Raw genomic sequence first — 22,871 nt, 5'->3', positions numbered from 1 at the left:
CAGGAAGATTCAGGTTCCTCGCATCCTAGTTCTTCAGCACGATGCGGCCGACAACCTTGCCGGCGCGAAGCTCGTCGATCCATTTCTGCACGTCGCCCATCGGCTCCTCGCGCATCGGCGTCGGCTTGATCTTGCCGGCGCGGGCGAGAGCCATCAGCTCATGGCCTTCGGCGAGCGTGCCGACCATGAAGCCTTCGACGGTCAGGCGCTTGTAGACCCATTGCACCATCGGCAGCGTGAACTGGCCGCCCATCAGGCCGGAGACCACCACCTTGCCGCCGCGTGCGGCGACCGCGACCGCAAAGGCCATCGACTTCTCGTTGCCGGCGAAATCGACGACCTCGTCGAAGCCGCCCTCGGTCTCCTTCAGGATGCGGCGGATCACTTCCGGCTCGGACGGATCGTAGGCGACGGCCGCGCCGTTCTTCAGCGCGGTCTCGCGCGCGGCCGGCGAGAGGTCGGCGACCGTGATCGGCTGCTTGAACATCGCCTGCGCGAACGACAGGCCCATCATGCCGACGCCGCCGAGACCGATCAGCAGCAGGTTACGCTGGCGCGGACGATCGACCAGGCGCTTGAGCGCACCGTAGGCGGTGACGCCCGAGCACATCAGGGTCGCGGCCTGGTTGACGGGAAGGGGATCGTAGTCGAGCAGGTATTTTGCGTCGGGCACCAGCACATGGGTGGCAAAGCCGCCATCGATGGAGACGCCGAGGAAGCGCTGCTTGGCGCAGAGGTTCTCGTCGCCATTGGCGCAGTCGCGGCACTGGCCGCAGCCGATCCAGGGAAACACGGCCTTCTTCGCGCCGACCAGACCGGCGGGAACGTCAGGGCCGACCTCGTCGACGACGCCCGCGATCTCGTGGCCGAGCGTGAAGGGCAGCGTCATGCCGCGCGTGGTGTCGAGCTTCTTGCCGCCGCCGAGATCGGCATAGCCGTCCTGGATGTGCAGGTCGGAATGGCAGAGGCCGCAGCGCTCGATGCGGACGAGGACCTCGCGGCCTTGCGGCTTCGGCGTGTCGACGATGGTCTCGCACAGCGGCGCATCGAACTTGACCAGGGATTGCCGACGCATCAACGCCATATTCCTTCCTCCGAAATTAGCTCATTGTTTGAGCATGATCTCTTTCGGAAAACCGCTTCACACTTTTCCGGATCATGCTTCTTCGTTGCGTATATCCGCCAATTCACGGGCCATGGCAACAAAGCCTGAAATCGGAATCGTCTCGGCGCGCCGCGTCGCATCGACGCCGGCGGCAGCGGCAAGTCGCGCGGGATCGACGCCCAGCGATTTCAGGCTCTGGCGCAGCATCTTGCGGCGCTGGCCGAAGGCGGCGGCCGCGACCTGCTCGAGCAGCCTGCGATCGCACGGCAGCGGCTCCGCGCGCGGCTTGAGGCGCACGACGGAGGAGGTGACCTTCGGCGGCGGCACGAAGGCGGACGGCGAAATATCGAACAGGATCTTGGTCTCGCAGCGCCAGTTGGCAAGCACGCCGAGACGGCCATAGGCCTCCTCGTCCTCGCGCGCGACGATGCGCTCGCCGACCTCACGCTGGAACATCAGCACCATCATGTCGTACCAGGGCGGCCAGGGTTCGATCGTGAGCCAATTGATGAGAAGCTGGGTCGCGATGTTGTAGGGCAGGTTGGCGACGATCTTTGCGCGTTCGCCCGAGAGCAGCGGGCGCGGGTCGAACGTCATGGCATCGCCATGCACGATCTCGAGCCTGTCAGGATAGCGCGCGGAAATATCCCGCAAGGCCGGGATCGCGCGCTCGTCGTGCTCGATCGCGATGACGCGCCGGGCGCCGAGCGCGAGCAGGGCGCGCGTCAGCCCGCCGGGGCCGGGGCCGATCTCGACGATGGTGGAGTCTTCGAGCGGCGCGGCCGCACGGGCGATGCGCGCGGTGAGGTTGAGGTCGAGCAGAAAATTCTGACCGAGCGATTTCCTGGCCGACAGCGCGTGCTGGCGAATGACCTCGCGCAGCGGCGGGAGGTCGTCGATCGCGCTCATCAGGTTTTCGCAGCCGCCATGCGGCTTGCAAGCTGCAGCGCCGCGATCAGGCTGGCCGGATTGGCCTTGGCGGTGCCGGCGATGTCGAAGGCGGTGCCGTGATCGGGCGAAGTGCGGATGAAGGGCAGGCCGAGTGTGACGTTGACCGCGTCGTCGAAGGCGACGGTCTTGATCGGGATCAGCGCCTGGTCGTGATACATGCACACCGCGCAGTCATAGAGGTTGCGCGCAGCTTCGTGGAACATGGTGTCGGCTGGCAGCGGCCCCCTGGCCTCGATGCCGTCATTGCGTAGCACCTTGAGCGCCGGCGCAATCACCGTCTGCTCCTCATGGCCGAGCGAGCCGTCCTCGCCGGCATGCGGATTGAGGCCGGAGATCGCGATGCGCGGCCGCGCGATGCCGAAGCGGGATTTCAGCTCGCTCGCGACGATGCGCACGGTCGAGACGATCAATTCGCTGGTGAGCTGGCTCAGCGCCTCCCGCAAGGAGACGTGGATGGTTACCGGCACCACGGCGAGCCGCGGCGACCACAGCATCATCACCGGCTGCGGCACGCGGCCGTCCTCGGCGGCAAGCTCGGCGAGGAATTCGGTGTGGCCGGGATGACGGAAGCCGGCGCGGTAGAGCACGCTCTTGGCAATCGGATTGGTGACGACGGCGCCGGCGCGCCCCTCGCGCACATCCGTGACCGCCTGACGGATCGAGGCGAGCGCGGCGGGCGCGCTGGTGGCGTCGGGCTTGCCGGGCTCGGCCGTCGCGCGCACGCCGGTCGCGACCACGGGCAGGGCATCGGCGAAAGCGGCCGCGGCCTCAGCGGGGCTCACCGAGGCGATCCGGATCCCGGCGCCGAGCGCCTTGCCGATGACCTCCGCGCGCCGCGCGACGAAGGTCTCGTCGCCGAGCAGGTAGAAGGCGGGCAGGTTCAACTCACGGCGTCGCAGCCAGGCTGCAATCGTGATGTCGGGGCCGATGCCCGCGGGCTCTCCCAGGGTCAGGGCGAGGGGCTTGATCGGGGCGTCGGCCATCAGCGGTTGCGATATTCGATCATCGCCGCCTTGCGGAGCTCTTCGAGATAGGCCTTCTGGGTCTTCTCGTACTTCTCCTGGTACATCTTCTCGCGGACTTCGCGCTTCTTCGGCGTGTCGATCATGGTCGGCTTGCGCGAGCACAGCACCACCATCTCGATGCCCGCCTTGGTCACCTCCGGCGCGGTCAGATGGCCGATCGGAGTGTCGTCGAGCACCTTGCGCAGCGCCTCGGGCAGGTCGGCCGTCGTCTTGGTGACGGCCTCGCGGATGGTGGCGTTCGGCGTCGAGCGGAACAGCGAATTGGCTTCCTCGCAGCTTCCGACGCGGGAGCGATACTGCTCGGCTTCCTTCAGCCGCGTCTCCTGGAAGGCCGGGGACGAGCCGCGCGGCACGATCAGCACGATGGGCTGCATCTTGTATTCGGTGCCCTCGACCTGCAGCTTGTCGCCGGTCTGGGCCTGGACGGCCTGGGCGACGTCGCGCTCGCCGACCAGCAGCTTCTCCTTGAAGCGGCCGCGCACGAGGCTGGTCCAGACCATCTCGGCCTTCATGCGGCCCTTCAGGGTTTCAGGTCGGACGCCCTTGGCTTCGAGGGACTTGGTCAGCTGATCCGGCGAGATGCGCATGCGTTGCGCCATGCCCTCGTAGGACTGGTTGATGTCGCTGACACCGGGATCGACGCCGTATTTCTTGCCCTCCTTGAGCTTCACCCTGTCGTCGATCAGCTCGTTGATGACCTCCTGCCGGGCTGGAGCCTTCTGCGTCGTCAGCTGGTCGAGCTTGGCGCGCTGGTCGATGTCGAAATCGGTGATCGGATCGCCGTTGACCATGACGACGATGTTCTGCGCGCGCGACGGCGCGGGCAGGCCGGTCAGGACCAGCCCGGCACCGATGGCGAGGAGGACGCGGAAGGCAGGCAATGGAGTAGTCATGGTTGTCGCTCGTATGTCAGCCGCGGTGAACCTGCGATCGGGACCGCGCGGCCGTCACTTCAAACCGTTCACTGGAAGCCGCCGGCGGAACTGCTGGTCGTCGACGAGGTCGCCAGCGTGCGCAGACCGATCTGGAACATGAACGCGTGGCTCAGCGTGGGCGGGGTCGTGCCCGCGGAGTAGCTGTACGAGGTTACATAGTTCGCCGCCAGCACGAAGCAATCGTCGACATAGCCGGCGCCGAGCACATACTGGTTGATCTTGTTGGCCTCGAGGTCCCAGCGCGCCGAACCCGTCACCACCCAGTTGGTCGCGACCTTCAGCGAGCCCGAGGTCAGGATGCCCTCGCGGCGCGTCAGGTAGCCGAGCTCCGGCTGCGCCGCGTAATTGCCGTACAGCATGCTGATCGACCACCGATCGAAATTGGCGCGGCCTTCGGCCTCGAAGCGCTGCACGTTCCAGGTCTGCTCGTCCATGCGGGAGCGGACGCTGAAGGTGTAGGTGCGGTTGGGCGAGTAGCTGGCGCTGGCGACGTAATCCGAGCGCGGCTTGTCGAGACCGGAATCGAGGCCCGTGTTGATGGAGTCCCGGACCGCGAAGGAGTTCAGGCCGAACAGCTGGTAGGACTCGCCGAACAGCACCTTGACGGCGCCGCCCCTGTCGAACTGCGTGGTGGACTGCACGCCGACATTGGCGCGGCCGCCGCCCTCGACGCGGTCGTAGCCGGAGAACTTGTCCACGCTGAACAGGTTCGAGGCGTCGAACACCATGCTCTGCGCGTCCTCGTTCGGCAGCTTGCCGGCATAGGTCTCGTTCGGGCGGATGATGATCTGCGCGATCGGCTCGATGGTGGTCGAGCCCCAGGGCTGAACGTTGATGAAGGGGTAGCGGTATTCGAGGCCGACGGTCGGCATCAGGCGGAATGCCTGGGTGTCGCCGACCGGCAGATAGTTCGACACGCCCGGCTGGTTGGAGACCGAGGAATTGATCGCGTCGGCGCGCAGGCTGGCGAACGGCGTCCAGATCTGGCCGAACGGATCAGTATAGGACTTGCGCCACTGCGCTTCGGCGGTGAGGCGAGTGTAGGTGCCGGGGAAGCCGCGCAGCAGGCACTGCGACGGCGTCCGCGCGAGCGGATCGGCCGAGGTGGTGGTGCACAGGCCGTTGGTGTTGGCGAGCGTCGTGATCGGATCGAACACCGCGGTCTCGCGCGACAGGTTCACGAAATTGGTCTTGTAGCTGAACTCGCCGCCGAACACCGGATAGTTGAGCACGTTCGAGTAATCGATCACGGGATAGACGACCGGCACCTGGCTCTGGTTGCCCGAGAAGCTCAGCCAGTACATCGTCCGCGCGTCGAAGAAGCTGCGATTGCCGACGCCGGTCAGATAGAGCTGCGACAGCGCGTCGGTCGGCAGGTTCAGGAACGAGCCGAGCGGATCGCGGTACTGCGCGAGGCGGTAATCCGACATGAAATAATAGTCGGACAGCAGGACGCCGTCCCAGCCCCAGACCCATTTGTCGTTGAGCGCGAACTGGCCCTTGGTCTCGACGCCGCCGCGGAACTGGCGGTCACCGGGCAGGCCGGAGAACTGCTTCTGATCGAGCTGGTCGATGCCGTAGAGGCGGATCTGGTAGGCGCCGTCCATCAGGCGCTGGCGGAATTCGGTCTGGAACAGCACGCCCTGCTTGGAGGTGATGCGCGGGCTGAAGGTCATGTCCATGTCGGGCGCGATCGCCCAGTAGAACGGGACTTCCACGCCGTAGCCGAACGTCGTGTAGGAGGTGAAGCCCGGCATCAGGAAGCCGGTCTTGCGCTTCACGGTCGGGTCGGGCGTCGAGAAGTAGGGCATGTAGGCGAGCGGCACGCCGAAGAACTCGAGCTGCGCCGTCTCGAAATACAGCATCTTCTCCTGCTGGTCGTGGATGATGCGGGCACCCTTGACCTGCCAAAGCGGCGGCTTCTTCGGATCGTCCTTACACGGCGCGCAGGCCGTGTAGACGCCGTTCTCGAACACCGTGTAGTTGCCGCTGGAGCGGTCGGCGCGGCTCGCGGCCATGCGGGTCTGGTCGGCGGTGTCCACGCGCAGCGAATCGACGAAACCGTCGCGGTAGTCGTCGGAGAGATCCATGATCTCGGCATAGGTGATCTTGCCGTCGGCATCCGTCATGCGGATGTTGCCTTCGGCATGAAGCCGCTTGGTCTTCTGGTCGTAGATGACCCTGTCGGCCTCGACGCTGGTGCCGTTGTAGAACAGCTGGACGTTGCCGACCGCGGAAACGCGCGAATTGTTGTAGTCGTAGTCGACCTCGGTCGCCTGAACCAGCATCTGGTTGTCGTTGGCGACCTTCGGCGGCTTCGGACGCGGCGGCAGCGGATTGTAGGTGAAGCTCTGGGCAGAGGCGGGGGCCACGGCGGCAACGTCGATCAGCCCGCCGAGCGATGCCACGGCGGCAACAGCCAGCAGGAGCCTGCGAATAGACAAGCCACCCCCGTTCGCGCGCACCACAGTACGCCGCGTCAAACGAGACACGCGCCCTCGTTGGACGGCAGTCACTAACCGTCCTCCTGATAGAGCAAGGCCAAAAAGCCGGTGAGGCCGCCCACAACAACGGGCAACCACGCCGCAGCGATCGGATGCATCAACTCAGCCTTGCTCAAATCCTCAGTTACTTTCGACAGAACGTAGAGCAGAAAGCCTGCGCCCACGCCACTCAAAACCATCTTCTGCACGCCGCCCATCCGGAAGAAGCGCAACGACACGGAGGCCGCGAGCATCACCATGGCGGCGAGCAAAAACGGCTGCGCCAGGAGCTTCTGATACTGGAGTCGATATCCGGCTGTCGCGAAGCCTGAGCTTTCGGAAGAGCGGATGTAGCTCGGTAGTTGCCAAAAGGACACAGTCTCGGGTGTGGAAAAACTGTTACGGACCTGGGCCTCGGTCAGCGTCGTCGGAATCTCCAGGCTGGCCTGGTCGACCGGCGGCCCGTCCAGCGTGAAGCGGCGGACGCCCTTGAACAGCCAATGGCCGGCCTCGAGCGTGGCTTCGCGCGCCTCGACGCGCTCCTTGAAGTGCTGCTGTGTGTCAAACCGGAACAGTGTGAGACCGGTGAGTCGGATGCCCTGCTGCTCGCTGCGCGCGGCGTTGATGATGGTCTGGCCGTCGCTGGTCACCTGATTGAGCCAGAAGCCGGAGGCGTCCTGGATGCCGCCGCCGGGTGCCGAACCGAACAGCTCCGCTTCCATGCGCTTGGAGAGCTCGCGCAGATTGGCCGACATCGGATTGTACGCGACGGTGGCGATGACCCCGATCACGAGCGCGCTCCCGAGCGCCGGCGAGATGAACTGCCAGGCCGAGATGCCGGCGGCGCGCGCCACAACGAGCTCGAGCCGGCGGGAGAGGGCGAGATAGCAGGTCATGGCGCCGATCAGCATGCAGAACGGCGTCAGCTTCTCCAAAAGCTGCGGCACCCGGAAGAGCGAGGTCTCGGCCACCATGATCGCGGAGGCGGATGCAAGGCCGGAAGTCTTGCGCACCATCTCGATGTAGTCGACCAGCACCAGCAGCAGGAAAATGCTCGCGAACACGCCGAGCGCCGCGACGACGAAGCGGCCGGCGAAATAGCGCCCGAGTGTGTTGGTGAGCATGCTCATGCTGTGGCCGGCCGTCCGAACAGCCGCGCAATGCGTGCGTTGGACCTGTTGATGGCCTCCACGAGGCGGGGAGGCGGTTCGACCACGATGCCGCCGATGATCATCCACAGCCCGATGCCGATGGCGCCGATGACCATCGCGTATTGAACGAGCACAGCCCCCGGCGATTTCACCGCCATCACCGAGCAGGCGAAGCCGGCCATGCGCAGGCCGAACACCGCGAAGATCGAGGAGCCGATCGAGAAGTTGCGGCTCTGGCGGGTGGTGCGAGGCGCACCCAGGAAGGCGAAGGTCAGCACCGCAAAGGCAAAGGGGTAGACCGGCGCGAGCAGACTGTCGTGCAGGGCCGAGCGGAACTGCCCGGGAATCTGCTTGTAGACGGGATCGTCCTCGGATGGCGAGAACAGCTCCCAGAGATAGCGCTCGCGGATGCCGAGGGTGACGTCACGGCCCTGATTGCCGAACTTCGACATGTCGAAGCCGTAGCGCCCGAACGCCACCAGCGCGGGATCGCGCTTGCCGGCCTCGAAGCGCTGCAGGTTGCCGTCCTTCAGCACCAGGAACGAGCCGTTCTCGTTCTTCACGACCTCGCCCTGCTCGGCGACGATCGAGACGCGCTCGTTCGGATCGCGGCGGTCGTCGATGAAGATGCCGGCCAGGATGCCACCGGGCTGCCGCTCGCGGATCCGGATCGTCAGGTTCTTGTCGAGCTGGGCGAAGCGGCCGGGCTGGAGGATGTTGGTGAGCACGTCGGCGGTGATCTCGGCGTCCCACTGCTTGATCCGCCGCATGCCGTCGGGCGCCAGATAGGCCGCGATGAAGGCGACCAGCGCCGCCACCACGCAGGTGGCGTAGAAGAACGGATAGAACAGCCGGAACGGCGAGAAGCCGGCGGCATTCATCACGATGATCTCGGAATCGGTCGCGAGCTTGTTCAGCGTGTGCGAGATCGCGATCATCAGCGCGATCGGCGAGATGATCAGGACCAGCGCCGGAATGACGAGGCTGGTGATGCCGAGGAAGGTAAGGATGGTCTGACCTTGGCTCGTCATCAGGTCGATGCCGCGCAACGCCTGCGTAATCCAGATCACGCCGGTGAGGCTGACCAGGACCAGCGCAAACGACGCCAGCGTCGTGCGGAAAATATACCTATCGATCGACCCCATGCGCTACCGCACGAATCCCACCAAGCCCCACTGCAGGCCGCAACTCCGGCTGTCCGACCAATCCCGGTCAGGGGATCCCCAAGGTCGGCCAACCACCGCTTCCACCGGCTTACTCTCTCACTACCATCCCGTTGATCCGTCAACAAAATGGCTGCCCCGTGGCACCCTCAATATATGGTTAATATTTCGCTCGATGTGGCCTGGCGGCCACGGCGGTGCTTGGCATCTGCCGGGCCGGTGGCCCATAGTGGGTAAAGTCCAGTGAATCGTCGTTCAGCTCCGGCCTGTGGCCGGGACCGCAGAACGGCAAAAAGCCCCATGTTTTGGAGGAGTTACCCATGTCCGATGCCATCAAGGTCGGCTTCGTCCCGTTGTCTGCTGCCGCCCGTGGCATCCTGGTCGTGTTCTGCGACGACGGCCTGAAGCTCGGCCCGGCGACGGCCAAGGCGCTCGGAAGCGCTGTCGACCTCGTGAAGCGGGCGGCCTCCGCCTCCGGCTTTAGAGGTAAAAGCGGGGCGGCCCTGGACATCCTGGCGCCGGAGGGCGTGAAAGCCACCCGTCTGGTGGTGATCGGGGCCGGCAAGCCGGCGAGCCTGAAGGCGAGCGATTTCCTCAAGTTCGGCGGCGTGGCGGCGAGCAAGCTCACGGCCGGTACAGCTGCCATGACCATCATGGCGGAATTGCCCGGCGGCGCGATGACGAGCGAGCAGGCGGTCGCGATCGCCTCGGGCCTTCGCTTACGCGCCTACAAATTCGACCGCTACAAGACCAAGAAGAAGGACGGCGAGGAGGGCGGCTCGCGCGCCGACATCTCGCTGGCGGTTGGCGACGCAACTGCTGCGAAGAAGGCTTTTGCCCCGGCCGGCCACGTCGTCGACGGCGTGGTCATCGCCCGCGACCTCGTGAACGAGCCGCCGAATGTGCTGTTCCCCGAGGAGTTCGCGCGCCGCGCCGGTCAGCTCCGCAAGCTCGGCGTCAAGATCGAGGTGCTCGACGTCAAGGCGATGCAGAAGCTCGGCATGGGCGCGCTGCTCGGCGTCGGCCAGGGCTCGGCGCGGCCGAGCCGCACCGTGATCATGCGCTGGGACGGGGCCAAGAAGGGTGAGGCGCCGGTCGCCTTCGTCGGCAAGGGCGTCTGCTTCGACACCGGCGGCATCTCGATCAAGCCGGCCGGCAGCATGGAGGACATGAAGGGTGACATGGGCGGGGCGGCCTGCGTCGTCGGCCTGATGCACGCGCTGGCGGCGCGCAAGGCCAAGGCCAACGTGGTCGGCGCCATCGGCCTCGTCGAGAACATGCCCGACGGCAATGCACAGCGGCCGGGCGACATCGTCACCTCGATGTCGGGCCAGACCATCGAGATCATCAATACCGACGCCGAAGGCCGCCTCGTGCTCGCCGACGTGCTCTGGTACGTCGCCAAGAAGCTGAAGCCGAAATTCATGGTGGATCTGGCGACGTTGACCGGTGCGATCGTGGTCGCGCTCGGGACCGAGCATGCCGGCATGTTCTCCAACAACGATGAACTCGCCGAGCGCCTGCTCGCGGCCGGCCTCGAGAGCGGAGAGAAGGTCTGGCGCCTGCCGCTCGGGCCGGAATACGACAAGCTGATCGATTCCCAGTTCGCCGACATGAAGAACACCGGCGGCCGCCATGGCGGCTCGATCACGGCCGCGCAGTTCCTGCAGCGCTTCGTCGACGGCACGCCCTGGGCGCATCTCGATATCGCCGGCACCGCCATGGGCGCGCCGAAGACCGACATCAACCAGAGCTGGGGAAGCGGCTACGGCGTCCGCCTGCTCGACCGGCTGGTCGCCGACCATTACGAGCGCAAGTGACCAAATGACCGAAGTGCTGTTCTACCATCTGCAAAACATGACGGTGGAGAACGTGTTGCCGCCGCTTCTCGAGAAATCGCTCGAGCGCGGCTGGCGCGTCGTGGTGCAATCGACCTCGGAGGAGCGCGCCGACGCGCTCGACGCGCATTTGTGGACCTATCGCGACGATTCCTTCCTGCCGCACGCGACGTGGCGGGTGAACGATGCCGCCGATCAGCCGATCGTGCTGGCGATCGAGGAGGGCAATCCCAACCGCGCCAATGTCCGCTTCCTGGTCGACAACGCCGCACTGCCGGAGGACGCGCAGGGCTATGAGCGCATGGTGCTGCTGTTCAACGGCGACGATCCGGATGCGCTCGCTTTGGCCCGCACAGCCTGGACGGATTGCAAGGCGCGGGGATTTGATGTCACCTATTGGCAGGCCGACGAACGGGGCCGGTGGCAGCGTCGGAATTAGCCCTCCAACGCAATTAATGATAATTTGTACTTTCCGGGCGATGCTGGCTTTGGCCACCTTCGTGCCGCAAAGTGATGTTGGGACAATCGCTTAGGGCTGGTCCTTCACGCGGGGAATTTAGTTTATCGTGCGACATCAAAAGCTTCCCGGCTCGCTCATAGTTGCGTTGGCCGCCGTAGCGCCGCTGCTCGCGGGCTGCTCGGGGACCGATCTGCTGTCGAAGGATGCCGAATGGTTCCAGAGACCGGGGCGTCTCTTCATCAAGAACATCTCGATCGAATCGCCGCCGCTGACCCCGGACAAGCCGGTGGGCGCCGAGGATCTGGTTAGCGCCGACGGCGCCTGTCCCGGCATGGCGCCGCCGCCCGGGCCGGCCGACGCCAATGCATCGACGACGGCGCCCGTGGGCGGCACCGTCGCGCTGGGCCACACCGAGTGCGACGTGGTGCGCGGCATCGGCGCGCCCTCGACCGTCAATCTCTCCAATGACGCCGCCGGCCGTCGCGTCGCGGTGGTCACCTGGACGAGCGGGTCGCGCGCCGGCATCTACACGTTCACGTCCGGACGCTTGTCCTCGATCGAGGGCACGCCGGAAGCGCCGGTCATGCCAAAGACGGCCAAGCCGAAGCCGAAGAAGAAGTCGGCGTAAGGCGAGCTTGCGGGACGGGCTATGGCCGTCCCTTCGTTGCATCTTCGAACGACAGGACCTGACCGCTCAGTCCCCGGAACGTGGTTTTCTGGGGCCACATCTTCTCGATCTCACGAGGAGTTGGCGGGTGAGCGGTTTCCAGTTCGAGTCCGGCTTGAGCGAATAGACGCTGAGCGTCATGCCTTCATCGGCACGAGGCGAGTGAACCTGCGCGAGCCAAGGCTCATCGGATAGGTTGATGCCGATACCCGCCTCGTTGCGCAGGTCTGTTGCGCGCCATGTGCTACGTCTGTTTCGAAGCTGTTCGTCGTCGCGAATTGACAGCGCATGCGCGTGACCAAAATCAGCGAATGTTTGCTCGAGCCTTTTCAAGCGGTTTTCCGGAGAGACCATGCGCAACCGATATCCACCCGCGTCGGCTGCGCGATCATGATCGTGATTGCGACACTTTTGCTGAAATCGCTTTCGTGATGGCGGTGCGGCCGAGAATGCGCTCATATGGCGTGAGAAAAAAACTGGAGGAAATCGTGCGGTTCATTGCCCTCGTATCGGCTCTGCTCATGTCGCTCGGCTCGGCGGTTGCCCAGGACTATCCGTCGCGGCCGATTACCGTGCTGGTGCCGTACGCTGCGGGCGGACCGACGGATACCATCGCGCGCCTGACCGCGGCGGCGATGGGGAAATCGCTCGGCCAGCAGATCATCGTCGAGAACGCGACCGGCGCCGGCGGCACGATCGGCACCACCCGCGCCGCGCGTGCCCAGCCGGACGGCTACACGCTGCTGGTCCATCACGTCGGCATTTCGACCGCGGCCACGCTGTACCGCAATCTGAGCTACGACACGAAGACGGCCTTTGCGCCGATCGGGCTTGTGACCAATGCGCCGATGACCATCATCGCGCGTCCGGATTTCCCGGCCGACACGCTCAAGGAACTGGTCGCCTACGCCCAGCAGCAGGGCGACAAGCTGACTTATGCCAATGCCGGGTTAGGTGCGGCATCGCATCTCTGCGGCATGCTGTTCATGACGGCGATCCAGAAGCAGCTCACCACGGTGCCCTACAAGGGCAATGGTCCGATCATGAACGATCTGCTCGGCAAGCAGATCGATCTCACCTGCGACCAGGCGACGAACACGACCGGCCCGATCACGGCCAAGCAGGTCAAGGCCTATGCGATCACCACCAAGGAGCGGTTGAAGAGCCTGCCCGATCTGCCGACCGCTGACGAGGCCGGCCTCAAGGGTTTCGAGCTCGGCGTCTGGCACGGCCTCTATGCTCCCAAGGGCACGCCGCCCGCGGTCGTTCAGAAGCTGACGGCGGCGCTTCAGGCCGCGCTGAGGGATCCTACATTGATCGCCCGGTTCAACGACATCAACACCGAGCCGGTCCCGCAGGACAAGGCGACGCCGGAGGCGTTAGGCGCGATGCTGGCCAGCGAGGTCGATCGCTGGGCGCCGATCATCAAGGCGGCGGGCCAATATGCGGATTGAGTAAAGATCACGCGGTTCAGTGACTTGCGGCTAGGTGATTCATTACCTGTACTGTGCATGGGGTTGTTTTCGAGGTTTTGAATCTACCCCGCCGCCTCGTCGAACTGCGTGCTCGCCTCGAGCCATTGCTCTTCCGCGCGCGCCAGCGCGTCGGCGGCATTGGCGCGCGCCTTTGACAGTTGCGCGGCCTGCTTGGGATCGCGGGTGAAGATGTCGGGCAGGGCGAGCGCCGTGTCGATCTTGGCGATGATGTCGGTGACGCGGGCGATCTCACTCTCGGCTTCGGCGATGCGCTTCCTCAGCGAGCCGCGATTGTCCGACTTCGGACGCTGCGGCTTTTCGCTCGGCGCACTGCGCTCGCGCGGCGCGGCGTCCGCATTGCGCGCCGACAGCACCAGGCGGCGGTACTCGTCGAGGTCGCCGTCGTAGTTGGTCACGGTGCGGTCGGCGACGATCCAGAGCCGATCGGCGCAGGCCTCGATCAGGTAGCGGTCGTGCGAGACCATGATCACCGCGCCGGGGAACTCGTTGATCGCCTCCGCGAGCGCGCCGCGGCTGTCGATGTCGAGATGGTTGGTGGGCTCGTCCAGGATGATCATGTTGGGGCCGAAGAAGGTGGCAAGGCCGAGTAGCAGCCGCGCCTTCTCGCCGCCCGACAATTTGCCCGCCTTGGTGTCGGCGGCCTTGCCGGAGAAGCCGATCGTGCCGGCGCGCGCCCGGACTTTTGCTTCGGGCGCATCGCCCATCAGCTTGCGGACGTGGTCGTAGGCGGAGGCGTCCTCGTTGAGCTCGTCGAGCTGGTGCTGCGCGAAATAGGCGATCGACAGCTTGTCCGCGCGCGTCACCTTGCCGGAGAAGGGCGCCAAGCGCCCGGCGAGCAGTTTGACCAGTGTCGACTTGCCGTTGCCGTTGGCTCCCAGCAGCGCGATGCGGTCGTCATTGTCGATGCGCAAGGTGACGCGGCCCAGCACGGGACTCGCCGGATCGTAGCCGACCGAGGCGTTGTCGACGGCGATGATCGGCGGCGACAGGATCTTCTCCGGCGCGGGAAAGCTGATCTCGCGCACGTCCTCGGTGACGAGCGCCGTGATCGGCTTCAGCCGCTCCAGCATCTTGACGCGTGACTGCGCCTGGCGGGCCTTCGAGGCCTTGGCCTTGAAACGGTCGACGAAGGCCTGCAGGCGGGCGCGCTCGGCCTCTTGTCGCTTGACCGCTTTGGCATCGAGCAGCTCGCGCGCGGCGCGCTGCTCCTCGAACGAGGAATAGCTGCCTTTGTAGAGCGTGAGCTTGCCGCGCTCGAGGTGCAGGATCTGGTCGACCGAGCTTTCCAGGAGGTCGCGGTCGTGGCTGATCACGATCACCGTGCGCGGATAATGCGCGAGGTGATCCTCCAGCCACAGCGTGCCTTCGAGGTCGAGATAGTTGGTGGGCTCGTCGAGCAGCAACAGATCCGGGGCGGCGAACAGCGTCGCGGCGAGCGCGACGCGCATCCGCCAGCCGCCGGAGAATTCGGCGCAGGGACGGAGCTGATCGGCGGCGGAGAAGCCGAGGCCGGAGAGGATCGCAGCCGCGCGTGCGGGCGCCGAATGCGCGTCGATGTCGACGAGCCGGGTCTGGATCTCGGCGATCCGATGCGGATCGGTCGCGCTCTCGGCTTCGTGCAGCAGCGCGTCACGTTCGATGTCGGCCTTGAGCACGACCGTGATCAGGCTTTCGGGACCATTCGGAGCCTCCTGCGCCAGGCTGCCGACGCGCCAGCGCGGCGGCAGGGTCACCGTGCCGTGCTCGGCCGCCAGCTCACCCCGGATCACCTTGAACAGGGTCGACTTGCCGGTGCCATTGCGCCCGACCATGCCGACGCGGGATCCGGGCGTGATCTGCACGGAACTCTGGTCAATCAAAAGGCGTCCGGCGAGGCGGATGGAGAGGTCGTTGATGGAGAGCATGCGGCCTTGTCACCGCAAGGCGCGTCGAACGCAACTCGTTTTTCCGCAAGACTATTGTTTGAGCATGATCTTTCCGGAAAACCGCTTCGCACTTTGCGCTGGCGCGGCCCTTCGGGTCCGGATCATGCTCAGTGCGACTCGCGCTCGCGTCGCTTCAGCTCGTTCAGGAGCTGCTCGAGATGCGTCGGCAAGTGGGGTTCGGGGCGCAGGCTCTGCTGGAGCCGTTCGCCCACCGCATCGCAGATCGAGCGGCTGGTGCGCCGGTCGATCTGTTCGCTGTCATTGGCGAGAAGGCCAGGCATGACCGGTTCCATGTTGCAGAGTAACGATACGGTACCAAGTCATTGGCCCCCCAAATGGTTTCGCCATTCTTTGGGGATGTCCGGCGTTCTAGCAAAAATTGTATGAATTGGACGCAACCGCCCAAAAACGAGGCCCCGGCGGGGGGATCACCGGGGCCTCTCTAGGAGGTACCTTGGGGGGCTTAGGTACCGTCGGAAGGTGCTTTAAGAAGGTGCTGTCGGGCTCAGTAGCAGCGGTTGATCAGTCGCCAGCGGGGTCCCCAGGGGGTTGGGACCAGCCGGCGCACATAGCAGCCGCCATAACCGTAGGAGACGGGGGCATAGACGCGCGGGCCACCCCAGCCGTAGCCGTGATGCCAGCCGCCGCCGTGCCAGCCCCAGCCGCCGCCATGCCAGTGCGCGGAGGCCGAGGTCGGTGCCAGCGCGGCACCCAGCGCGACCGCGGCGACGGCGGCAAGCGAAAGTTTCCTCAACATGGTGATCTCCTCAAGACTGCCGGCGCGGGGCTATCGCGTCGATGGAAAGGCCGCCGAAACGTTCCGCCTGTCGATCAGGCTTCGGTTTCGATAGGCCCGACCTTACGCCGGCGAGGCTGAACCAAACCCTGAATGGGGGCTTCAGATTCGGTTCATCTGGGTGAAATCTCGGTAATCCCCGTCTTGATCCGCCCGGATCAGCCTGCGGCGAAGCGCCCGTGAGACGGCTCTGGCGGTCGCTTGCCGTCCGGCAACGGCGCCGATATAAGCCCCGCAACTCCGAACCACCGCTTTCTTCCCAAGGACAAGATTATGGCCATCGAACGCACTTTCTCGATCATCAAGCCCGACGCGACCGCGCGTAACCTGACCGGTGCGGTCAACGCCGTGATCGAGAAGGCGGGCCTGCGCATCGTCGCGCAGAAGCGCATCCGCATGACCAAGGAACAGGCCGAGACCTTCTATGCCGTCCATAAGGCCCGCCCGTTCTTCGGCGAGCTCGTCGAGTTCATGACCTCGGGCCCGGTCGTCGTCCAGGTCCTGGAGGCCGAGAACGCCATCGCCAAGTATCGCGACGCGATGGGTGCGACCGATCCGTCCAAGGCGGCGGAGGGTACCATCCGCAAGCTCTACGCAAAGTCGATCGGCGAGAACTCCGCACACGGCTCGGATGCGCCGGAGACCGCCGCGATCGAGATCGCGCAGTTCTTCTCGGGCAACGAGATCGTCGGCTGATCGATCAGCTGAAGAGTTAAGGCGACTGGGCGAAAGGACTTATTGTGAGCTGGCTCTGGCAGATCTTCGATCCCGCTACGATCGGGGCGTTCTTCACCCAGTTCCGCAATGAGATGGCCGAACCGACCTTCTGGATTGCGGTCGGCAAGATCATCTGGATCAACATCCTCTTGTCTGGCGACAACGCGCTGGTGATCGCGCTCGCCTGCCGCGGTCTCTCGCCGCGGCACCGGCTGTGGGGCATGGTCTTCGGTGCGGGCGCGGCGGTGATGCTGCGCATCATCTTCACCGGCATCGTCGCGACCCTGATGGAGCTGCCGTACCTCAAGCTGGTCGGCGGTCTCGCGCTGATCGTGATCGCGGCCAAGCTCTTGGTGCCGGAGAACGAGGACGAGGACGACGTCGAGTCCGCCTCGCATCTGTGGCAGGCCATCCAGATCGTCGTGGTCGCCGACATCGTCATGAGTCTGGACAACGTCATTGCGGTCGCCGCCGCGGCCAATGGCAGCGTGCCGCTGCTGATCCTCGGCCTTGCCATCAGCGTTCCCTTGATCGTCGCCGGTGCGGCGCTGATCATGGCCCTGCTGGCCAAGCTGCCGGTGCTGGTGTGGGCCGGTGCGGCGCTGCTCGGCTGGATCGCGGGCGAAGTGATCGCGACCGATCCAGGCATCGCGCCGAGGCTGCACACGCTGTTCGACGGCCCGCTCGGCGCCTCGCTGGATTCGATCCTCGGCGCGTTCCGCATCCCGCCGCAATTCGGCCATGGCGGGGGAGGCGGCGAATATCTCTGCGCAGCGCTCGGCGTCGTCGTGGTGCTGGTGGTCGGCACCATCTGGCGCCGGCGCAGTCTGAGTGCGGCCGCGCTCGAATCCTCCGAGCGCCACGCCAAGGCGTCGGCGGAGTAAGCTTTTCGAGGGGGCGCCCGCGTCACCTCTCCAACAGGGAGAGGTGAATTACCGCCTTACGATCGACCCCGAACGGCCGACCAGGCGGGCGAGCTGCTTGAAGCGGCTGCCGACGCGGTCGGCGACGAGGTCGACGAGCCGATGCTCGAACACCAGCATCAATTTGCGGCCCTGGGTGCGGAAATGCGTGGCGGGCAAGACGCCTGGGCGCGCCGCCGAGATCAGATGCGCGACACGGAATGCCGCGCCGAGCAGGCGGGCGCGTTCGAGCTGCGCCGGGGTCAGCAGCTCCTGCGTGGTGACCGGCGGCTGGTTTTCCTCGCTGAGGCCAGCGTAGCGATAGAACACCGACAGGCCGACGAAGGCGCGCTCGGTGTGGGTGATCGCGCCGAAATTGCCGTTGACGACGAGGCTCAGCGTCTGCTCGCCGCGGTGGTCGGGATGCACGCGCCAGCCGATGTCGGAGAGCAGGCACGCGGTGTGGCGCAGGCGGCGGTCCTCCTCGGTCTCGCGCAGCTTCACGACGCGCACCAGGCGGTCGGTCCAGGCGATCAGCTCGCGGGCGTGCTTGGCCGAGCGTGACAGCAGCTGGTTGAGCTCCTCGGCTGCGCAGATCAGGCCGTCCTTGTTGCGCTCGGCCTCCGGCAGCTTCTCGTGCAGCAGGCCCTCGCGCACGCCGAAGGTGGAGAACACGATGTTCTTGGGTTTTGCGACGCGGATGATGTGCTCGAGCACCAGCGCCGCATAGGTGAGGAGAGGGCGGCGCGCGTCGGCGACGATCTCGATGTCGGCGAGCATGTCGGCGGCCGCAAGCCGGCGCAGGCGGCGCGAGAAGTCGAGCGCCTCAGCCGCGGAAATCGAGTAGCCGTGCATCACCTGGAGCGGATAGCCGCTCTGGATGATGTGGATGCGCGCGAGCGCGCGCCAGGTGCCGCCGACGGCGTAGAAGGTGCGACCGCGGCCGGCAGCGAGCAACTGCACCTCGTCGATCTCCGCGCGCACAATGCGGTCGGCGCGCTTGAGCGATTTGTGCGCGAGGTCCTGCAGCGCAAGGCCGCCGAGCGGCAGCGTGACGCCGCTGCGCACGCTGTTCCTGCGCACGTCGATCAGCTCGAGCGAGCCGCCGCCGAGATCGCCGACGATGCCGTCGGGATGGTGGATGCCGGAGATCACGCCGAGCGCCGACAGCCGCGCCTCGCGCGGGCCCGACAGGATCTCGATCTTGACGGCGCAGATGCGCTCGGCTTTCGCGATGAAGTCGGGGCCGTTGGAGGCATCGCGGCACGCTGCAGTGGCGATCGCGAACACGCGCCCGACCTGCATCACCCGGCACAGCGCGCGGAAGCGCTTGAGCGAGGTCAGCGCCTTGTCGACGGCGTCGGGCGCGAGCAGGCCCGTGCTCTGCACCTCGCGCCCGAGGCCGCACAGCGTCTTCTCGTTGAAGATCGGAATGAGGCTCCGCGCCAGCGCCTCGTAGACGACGAGACGGACCGAGTTGGAACCGATGTCGATGACCGCGACAGTGGCGCCGCGCTTGCGCGGCCGCGTCACGTCAGGGATCCCGGATCAGGATTGATGACGTTCATTCCGGCGCGTGAGGCGGCGCGGCGAGGATTCCTTGAGCGACTTTCCACGGCCAGACAGACTCGGATTTGTCATGAAATAGTTGTGGACGTTGAAAGGCTCCTCGCCCTTCGCGGCCTTCATACGCGTTGAGGACCCGTCCGGCAACAACTGCCAGCTTTGCTCATTGTCCTTCAGATTCGCGACCATGATCTGTTCGAGAACCTGCTGATGCACCGTGGGATTTTGCAGCGGACACAGCACCTCGACGCGGCGGTCGAGGTTGCGCGGCATCATGTCGGCCGAGGAGATATACACAGCCGCTTTCGCGCTGGGCAGGCCCTGGCCCATGCCGAAGCAGTAGATTCGGCCGTGTTCCAGGAAGCGTCCGATGATCGACTTGACGCGGATGTTCTCCGACAGGCCGGGAATGCCAGGACGCAGGCAACAGATACCGCGCACCACGAGCTCGACCTGCACGCCGGCCTGCGAGGCCTCGTAGAGCGCGTCGATGATATCGGGGTCGACCAGCGCATTCATCTTCATCCAGACCGCGCCGGGACGGCCGTGCCGCGCATGCGCGGTCTCGCCCTGGATGTGCTCGATGATGCGCTTGCGCAAGGTAAGCGGCGAGACCGCCATCTTTTCCAGATCGCTCGGCGCCGCATAGCCGGTGATGAAGTTGAACACGCGCGCGGCATCGCGCCCGATGGTCGGATCCGAGGTGAAGTAGGAGAGGTCGGTATAGATACGCGCGGTGACCGGGTGGTAGTTGCCGGTGCCGGTGTGGACGTAGGTCGTGAGGCTGCCGCCCTCGCGGCGTACCACCATCGAGAGTTTCGCGTGCGTCTTCAATTCGAGGAACCCGTAGACGACCTGCACGCCGGCGCGCTCCAGGTCGCGCGCCCAGCGGATATTGGCCTCCTCGTCGAAGCGCGCCTTGAGCTCGATCAGCGCGGTGACGGACTTGCCGGCCTCGGCAGCCTCGGCGAGCGCGCGCACGATCGGCGAGTTGTTGGAGGTGCGGTAGAGCGTCTGCTTGATCGCGACGACATCGGGGTCGCGCGCGGCCTGCTGCAGGAACTGCACGACGACGTCGAAGGACTCATAGGGGTGGTGGACGATCAGGTCCTTCTGCCGGATCGCGGCAAAGATGTCGCCGCCATGCTCGCGCACGCGCTCGGGGTGGCGCGGCACGTAAGGAGTGAATTCGAGGTCGGGCCGGTCGAGGCGGGTGAGCTGCGAGAGCTCGTTCATCGCCTGCACGCCGTCGACCAGGAACACCTCGTCGTCGGCGGCCGAGAGCGCGTGCTGCACGAAGCTGCGCAGCTCTTCCGGCATCTTGGCGTCGATCTCGAGCCGGATCACCGATCCGCGGCGGCGGCGCTTCAGCGCGGTCTCGAACAGGCGGACGAGGTCTTCGGCCTCTTCCTCGATTTCGAGCTCGGAGTCGCGGATGATGCGGAAGGCGCCCTGGCCGTGCAGATTGTAGCCGGGAAACAGGCGGTTGATGAACAGCCCGGTGGCCTGCTCCAGCGAAATGAGCCGGACGGTCTTGCCTTCGGACGGCAACCGGATGAAGCGGTCGATCTTGCCGGGCATGCGGATCAGCGCGTTCATCTGCCTGCCGTCGGCGGCGCGGGTGAGCTGGAGCGCGATGGTGAAGCCGAGGCTCGGAATGAACGGGAAGGGGTGGGCCGGGTCGATCGCCAGCGGGGTGAGCAGCGGGAAGACGTTGTTGAGGAAGTAGTCCTCGACCCAGGTCCGCTCCGCCTTGGTGACGTCCTTGCCGTCCACCAGAACGATGCCGACATCGGCCAACGTGCCGCGCAGATCACGCCAGATCGCCTGCTGGTCGGAGGCAAGCTGGGACACCGTGCGGTTGATCAGCGCGAGCTGCTCGGACGGCGTCAGGCCGTCGGGGCTGCGCTCGGCGATGCCCTCGCGCACCTGGGCCTTGATGCCGGCGACGCGGACCATGAAGAATTCGTCGAGGTTGTTTGCCGAAATCGACAGGAATCGCACCCGCTCCAGCACGGGATGGCTGGGATTGACCGATTCCTCGAGGACGCGGCGGTTGAAATGCAGCCAGGACAGCTCGCGGTTGATGAACCGTTCGGGGCTCGATGCGATCGCCGGAAGGCCCTCGGTTTCCGGGGCTTTTTCTTTTGTTTCAACGGCTTGCGCTGAGTCCATGAGAAGTCGATCCATCCAGTTCACCCCAATTTGCGACCTATGCGCAAAACCGGCGGGAGCATGTGTTAGAGCGATGACGTTTCGATGACATTGATGTTCCGCGGTTCCGCGCAGTCAAGCGGCGTCGGGACCCGGGCGGGGGTCAGGCGTCCCGCAGCAGCTCGGCGGCCAGCGCCCTTGTGACCGGGCGGCCGAGGCGCAGGGCCTCGCTGTCGAGCAACTCCACAGCCTGCCGGGCCGCCGCGGAGGACCGCTCCAGCCGGGTGGCGAGGTAGCCGACCACGCTCTCGTCCACAGTGAGCTGGCGGTCGGCGCAGAATTTGACGATCAGGCCGCGGAACAGCTGGTCGTCGGGCGGCAGCAGCGCGACCACAGGCACAGTGCGCAGCCGCGAGCGCAGATCGCGGAGCTCGATCTCGAGCGAGGCCGGCGCGTCGCGTCCGGTGAAGAGCACGTAGGCGCCGTCCTCGCGGGCGAGGTTCATCAGGTGGAAGAGGGCGCGTTCGTCAAAATCCCCGGCCTTGAGATCCTCGACCACCAGCGCGCCGGTGGCGAGCGCGGCCGGAACGCCTGCGGCGGTCAGTCCATTCGCCGTCGTCGAGCGCGCGCCGGCTTCCTCCGCCCAGATCGCGGCCAAATGGCTCTTGCCGCTGCCTTCGGGGCCGGCCAGCCACATGATGCGGTTCGGCCATTCCGGCCAGCCGTCGATCAAGGCGAGGCCGGCGGCGTTGGCGGGTCCTTCGAGGAAATTGTCCCGGCTGAGGCTCTCCGCATGCGGAAGCGAAAACGCCAATTGTCGGGGGTGAACGCGGCCTGCCACGCTAGCTTTGCTCCATGCCGGCGCGCCGGCTTCGTTTTGAGAGATTCGACTTCATCGCGCGGGCGTTGGCCTTTGCGGGGCCGCCTCCCAGCTCATTTGGCCTCGATCGTGCTCATGTGCCGCAGCCACTCCACGAGATAGAGCGACACGGAGGAGAGCGTGAAGACCGTGACGAGGCCCATCATGATCATATCATAGGGCGCAGGCTTGAAGCCGAAGGCAAGAGATGCCAGCACCAAGGCGGCGTAGGCGACCTGGGCGGCTGTGTTTAGCTTGGATACTTTCGACGGCTTCATCTCGACCGGCTTGTCGAACAGCCAGGACACGATCACCGCAGTGACGATCATGATGTCGCGCGACACCACCAGGATCACGACCCAGCGCGGGATGTCGCCCCAGATGCCGAGGGCGAGATAGATCGAGACCAGGAGCGCCTTGTCGGCGAGCGGGTCCAGCAGGGCACCGAGCTCGCTGCGCATGTTGAAGCGCTTGGCCAGGAAGCCGTCGACGGCGTCGCTGATGCCCGCGATCAGGAAGACGGCGAATGCCACCTCCATTTGGCTCGACACGATGGCCCAGACGATGATCGGGACCAGCATGATGCGGCCCAGGGTAATGATGTTCGGAATACTCACGCGGCGCTTCCCGGCACCCGGCCTGACCTCGAATCCGGCCCCTTGGAGGCTGAACCGGTTG

Annotated in this window: 21 protein-coding genes; 6 read left to right on the top strand and 15 right to left on the bottom strand. The window is 65.6% G+C overall.

The genetic code is table 11. From position 1 onward, the window contains the following. Positions 1–25: 25 nt before the first annotated feature. The 7 genes from XH79_RS26415 to lptF form a co-directional block, all read right to left on the bottom strand. On the bottom strand, positions 26–1,084 hold the full coding sequence (locus XH79_RS26415) for an alcohol dehydrogenase (RefSeq protein WP_271583478.1): 1,059 nt from the start codon (positions 1,082–1,084) through the stop codon (positions 26–28). A 72-nt stretch (positions 1,085–1,156) separates the two neighbouring features. After that, the gene (rsmA, locus tag XH79_RS26410) at positions 1,157–2,014 is read right to left on the bottom strand and encodes a 16S rRNA (adenine(1518)-N(6)/adenine(1519)-N(6))-dimethyltransferase RsmA (protein WP_212337247.1); all 858 of its coding nucleotides are present in this window, start codon (positions 2,012–2,014) and stop codon (positions 1,157–1,159) included. Further along, positions 2,014–3,039, bottom strand: a complete 1,026-nt coding sequence (gene pdxA / locus XH79_RS26405; protein WP_271583477.1) for a 4-hydroxythreonine-4-phosphate dehydrogenase PdxA — start codon at positions 3,037–3,039, stop codon at positions 2,014–2,016. The genes rsmA and pdxA overlap by 1 nt, the downstream gene beginning before the upstream one ends. Beyond that, on the bottom strand, positions 3,039–3,974 hold the full coding sequence (locus XH79_RS26400; RefSeq protein ID WP_212337244.1) for a SurA N-terminal domain-containing protein: 936 nt from the start codon (positions 3,972–3,974) through the stop codon (positions 3,039–3,041). The genes pdxA and XH79_RS26400 overlap by 1 nt, the downstream gene beginning before the upstream one ends. A gap of 68 nt (positions 3,975–4,042) precedes the next feature. Then, positions 4,043–6,532 carry an LPS-assembly protein LptD gene (locus XH79_RS26395; RefSeq protein ID WP_271583476.1) on the bottom strand — a complete coding sequence of 830 codons (2,490 nt, stop codon included), beginning with the start codon at positions 6,530–6,532 and terminating at the stop codon, positions 4,043–4,045. Beyond that, positions 6,532–7,629: an LPS export ABC transporter permease LptG gene (lptG, locus tag XH79_RS26390; protein WP_212337240.1), complete on the bottom strand. Its 1,098-nt coding sequence runs from the start codon at positions 7,627–7,629 to the stop codon at positions 6,532–6,534. The genes XH79_RS26395 and lptG overlap by 1 nt, the downstream gene beginning before the upstream one ends. After that, positions 7,626–8,795 carry an LPS export ABC transporter permease LptF gene (gene lptF, locus XH79_RS26385; RefSeq protein WP_212337239.1) on the bottom strand — a complete coding sequence of 390 codons (1,170 nt, stop codon included), beginning with the start codon at positions 8,793–8,795 and terminating at the stop codon, positions 7,626–7,628. The genes lptG and lptF overlap by 4 nt, the downstream gene beginning before the upstream one ends. Positions 8,796–9,133: 338 nt before the next feature. On the opposite strand from lptF, the gene XH79_RS26380 reads away from it, so the two are divergent. From XH79_RS26380 to XH79_RS26370, 3 genes are all read left to right on the top strand, one after another. After that, positions 9,134–10,633: a leucyl aminopeptidase gene (locus XH79_RS26380; protein ID WP_271583475.1), complete on the top strand. Its 1,500-nt coding sequence runs from the start codon at positions 9,134–9,136 to the stop codon at positions 10,631–10,633. A gap of 4 nt (positions 10,634–10,637) precedes the next feature. Then, positions 10,638–11,090 (top strand): DNA polymerase III subunit chi, encoded by a 453-nt coding sequence (locus tag XH79_RS26375; protein WP_212337235.1) that lies wholly within the window; start codon positions 10,638–10,640, stop codon positions 11,088–11,090. 166 nt (positions 11,091–11,256) lie between these two features. Next, the gene (locus XH79_RS26370) at positions 11,257–11,739 is read left to right on the top strand and encodes a hypothetical protein (RefSeq protein ID WP_271583557.1); all 483 of its coding nucleotides are present in this window, start codon (positions 11,257–11,259) and stop codon (positions 11,737–11,739) included. A 66-nt stretch (positions 11,740–11,805) separates the two neighbouring features. Here the strand turns inward: XH79_RS26370 and XH79_RS26365 are convergent, their stop codons facing one another. Beyond that, positions 11,806–12,111 (bottom strand): hypothetical protein, encoded by a 306-nt coding sequence (locus XH79_RS26365; RefSeq protein WP_271583474.1) that lies wholly within the window; start codon positions 12,109–12,111, stop codon positions 11,806–11,808. Between the two features lie 155 nt (positions 12,112–12,266). Here XH79_RS26365 and XH79_RS26360 point away from each other — a divergent pair, with 155 nt between their 5' ends. Next, the gene (locus XH79_RS26360) at positions 12,267–13,232 is read left to right on the top strand and encodes a tripartite tricarboxylate transporter substrate-binding protein (protein WP_212337231.1); all 966 of its coding nucleotides are present in this window, start codon (positions 12,267–12,269) and stop codon (positions 13,230–13,232) included. 83 nt (positions 13,233–13,315) lie between these two features. On the opposite strand, the gene XH79_RS26355 is transcribed toward XH79_RS26360, so the two are convergent. The 3 genes from XH79_RS26355 to XH79_RS26345 all read right to left on the bottom strand — a co-directional run bounded on the left by XH79_RS26355 (position 13,316) and on the right by XH79_RS26345 (position 15,956). After that, a complete protein-coding gene (locus tag XH79_RS26355; RefSeq protein ID WP_271583473.1) occupies positions 13,316–15,178 on the bottom strand; it encodes an ABC-F family ATP-binding cassette domain-containing protein in 1,863 nt (620 codons plus the stop codon). Positions 15,179–15,306: 128 nt separating this feature from the next. Then, positions 15,307–15,480 carry a hypothetical protein gene (locus XH79_RS26350; RefSeq protein WP_271583472.1) on the bottom strand — a complete coding sequence of 58 codons (174 nt, stop codon included), beginning with the start codon at positions 15,478–15,480 and terminating at the stop codon, positions 15,307–15,309. Between the two features lie 224 nt (positions 15,481–15,704). Continuing rightward, positions 15,705–15,956: a sulfur globule protein precursor gene (locus tag XH79_RS26345; RefSeq protein ID WP_212337225.1), complete on the bottom strand. Its 252-nt coding sequence runs from the start codon at positions 15,954–15,956 to the stop codon at positions 15,705–15,707. A gap of 312 nt (positions 15,957–16,268) precedes the next feature. Between XH79_RS26345 and ndk the strand changes: the two genes are divergently transcribed. Both ndk and XH79_RS26335 read left to right on the top strand, forming a co-directional pair. Beyond that, positions 16,269–16,691: a nucleoside-diphosphate kinase gene (gene ndk / locus XH79_RS26340; RefSeq protein ID WP_018645406.1), complete on the top strand. Its 423-nt coding sequence runs from the start codon at positions 16,269–16,271 to the stop codon at positions 16,689–16,691. 44 nt (positions 16,692–16,735) lie between these two features. Then, on the top strand, positions 16,736–17,596 hold the full coding sequence (locus XH79_RS26335; RefSeq protein ID WP_271583471.1) for a TerC family protein: 861 nt from the start codon (positions 16,736–16,738) through the stop codon (positions 17,594–17,596). A gap of 48 nt (positions 17,597–17,644) precedes the next feature. On the opposite strand, the gene ppx is transcribed toward XH79_RS26335, so the two are convergent. The 4 genes from ppx to XH79_RS26315 all read right to left on the bottom strand — a co-directional run bounded on the left by ppx (position 17,645) and on the right by XH79_RS26315 (position 22,810). Then, the gene (gene ppx / locus XH79_RS26330) at positions 17,645–19,147 is read right to left on the bottom strand and encodes an exopolyphosphatase (protein ID WP_212337207.1); all 1,503 of its coding nucleotides are present in this window, start codon (positions 19,145–19,147) and stop codon (positions 17,645–17,647) included. A 15-nt stretch (positions 19,148–19,162) separates the two neighbouring features. Continuing rightward, a complete protein-coding gene (locus XH79_RS26325; RefSeq protein WP_212338222.1) occupies positions 19,163–21,355 on the bottom strand; it encodes an RNA degradosome polyphosphate kinase in 2,193 nt (730 codons plus the stop codon). Between the two features lie 142 nt (positions 21,356–21,497). Next, entirely contained in the window at positions 21,498–22,175 is a 678-nt protein-coding gene (locus XH79_RS26320) for a DnaA ATPase domain-containing protein (protein ID WP_271583470.1), read from the bottom strand. Between the two features lie 92 nt (positions 22,176–22,267). Beyond that, entirely contained in the window at positions 22,268–22,810 is a 543-nt protein-coding gene (locus XH79_RS26315; protein ID WP_018645412.1) for a CDP-alcohol phosphatidyltransferase family protein, read from the bottom strand. Positions 22,811–22,871: the final 61 nt, after the last annotated feature.

The sequence above is a fragment of the Bradyrhizobium sp. CCBAU 45389 genome, assembly GCF_028128625.1.
GTDB classification, from domain to species: domain Bacteria; phylum Pseudomonadota; class Alphaproteobacteria; order Rhizobiales; family Xanthobacteraceae; genus Bradyrhizobium; species Bradyrhizobium liaoningense_B.
Note: the sequence above shows the minus strand (reverse complement) of the source record. Positions and strands in the feature narration are given on the sequence as shown.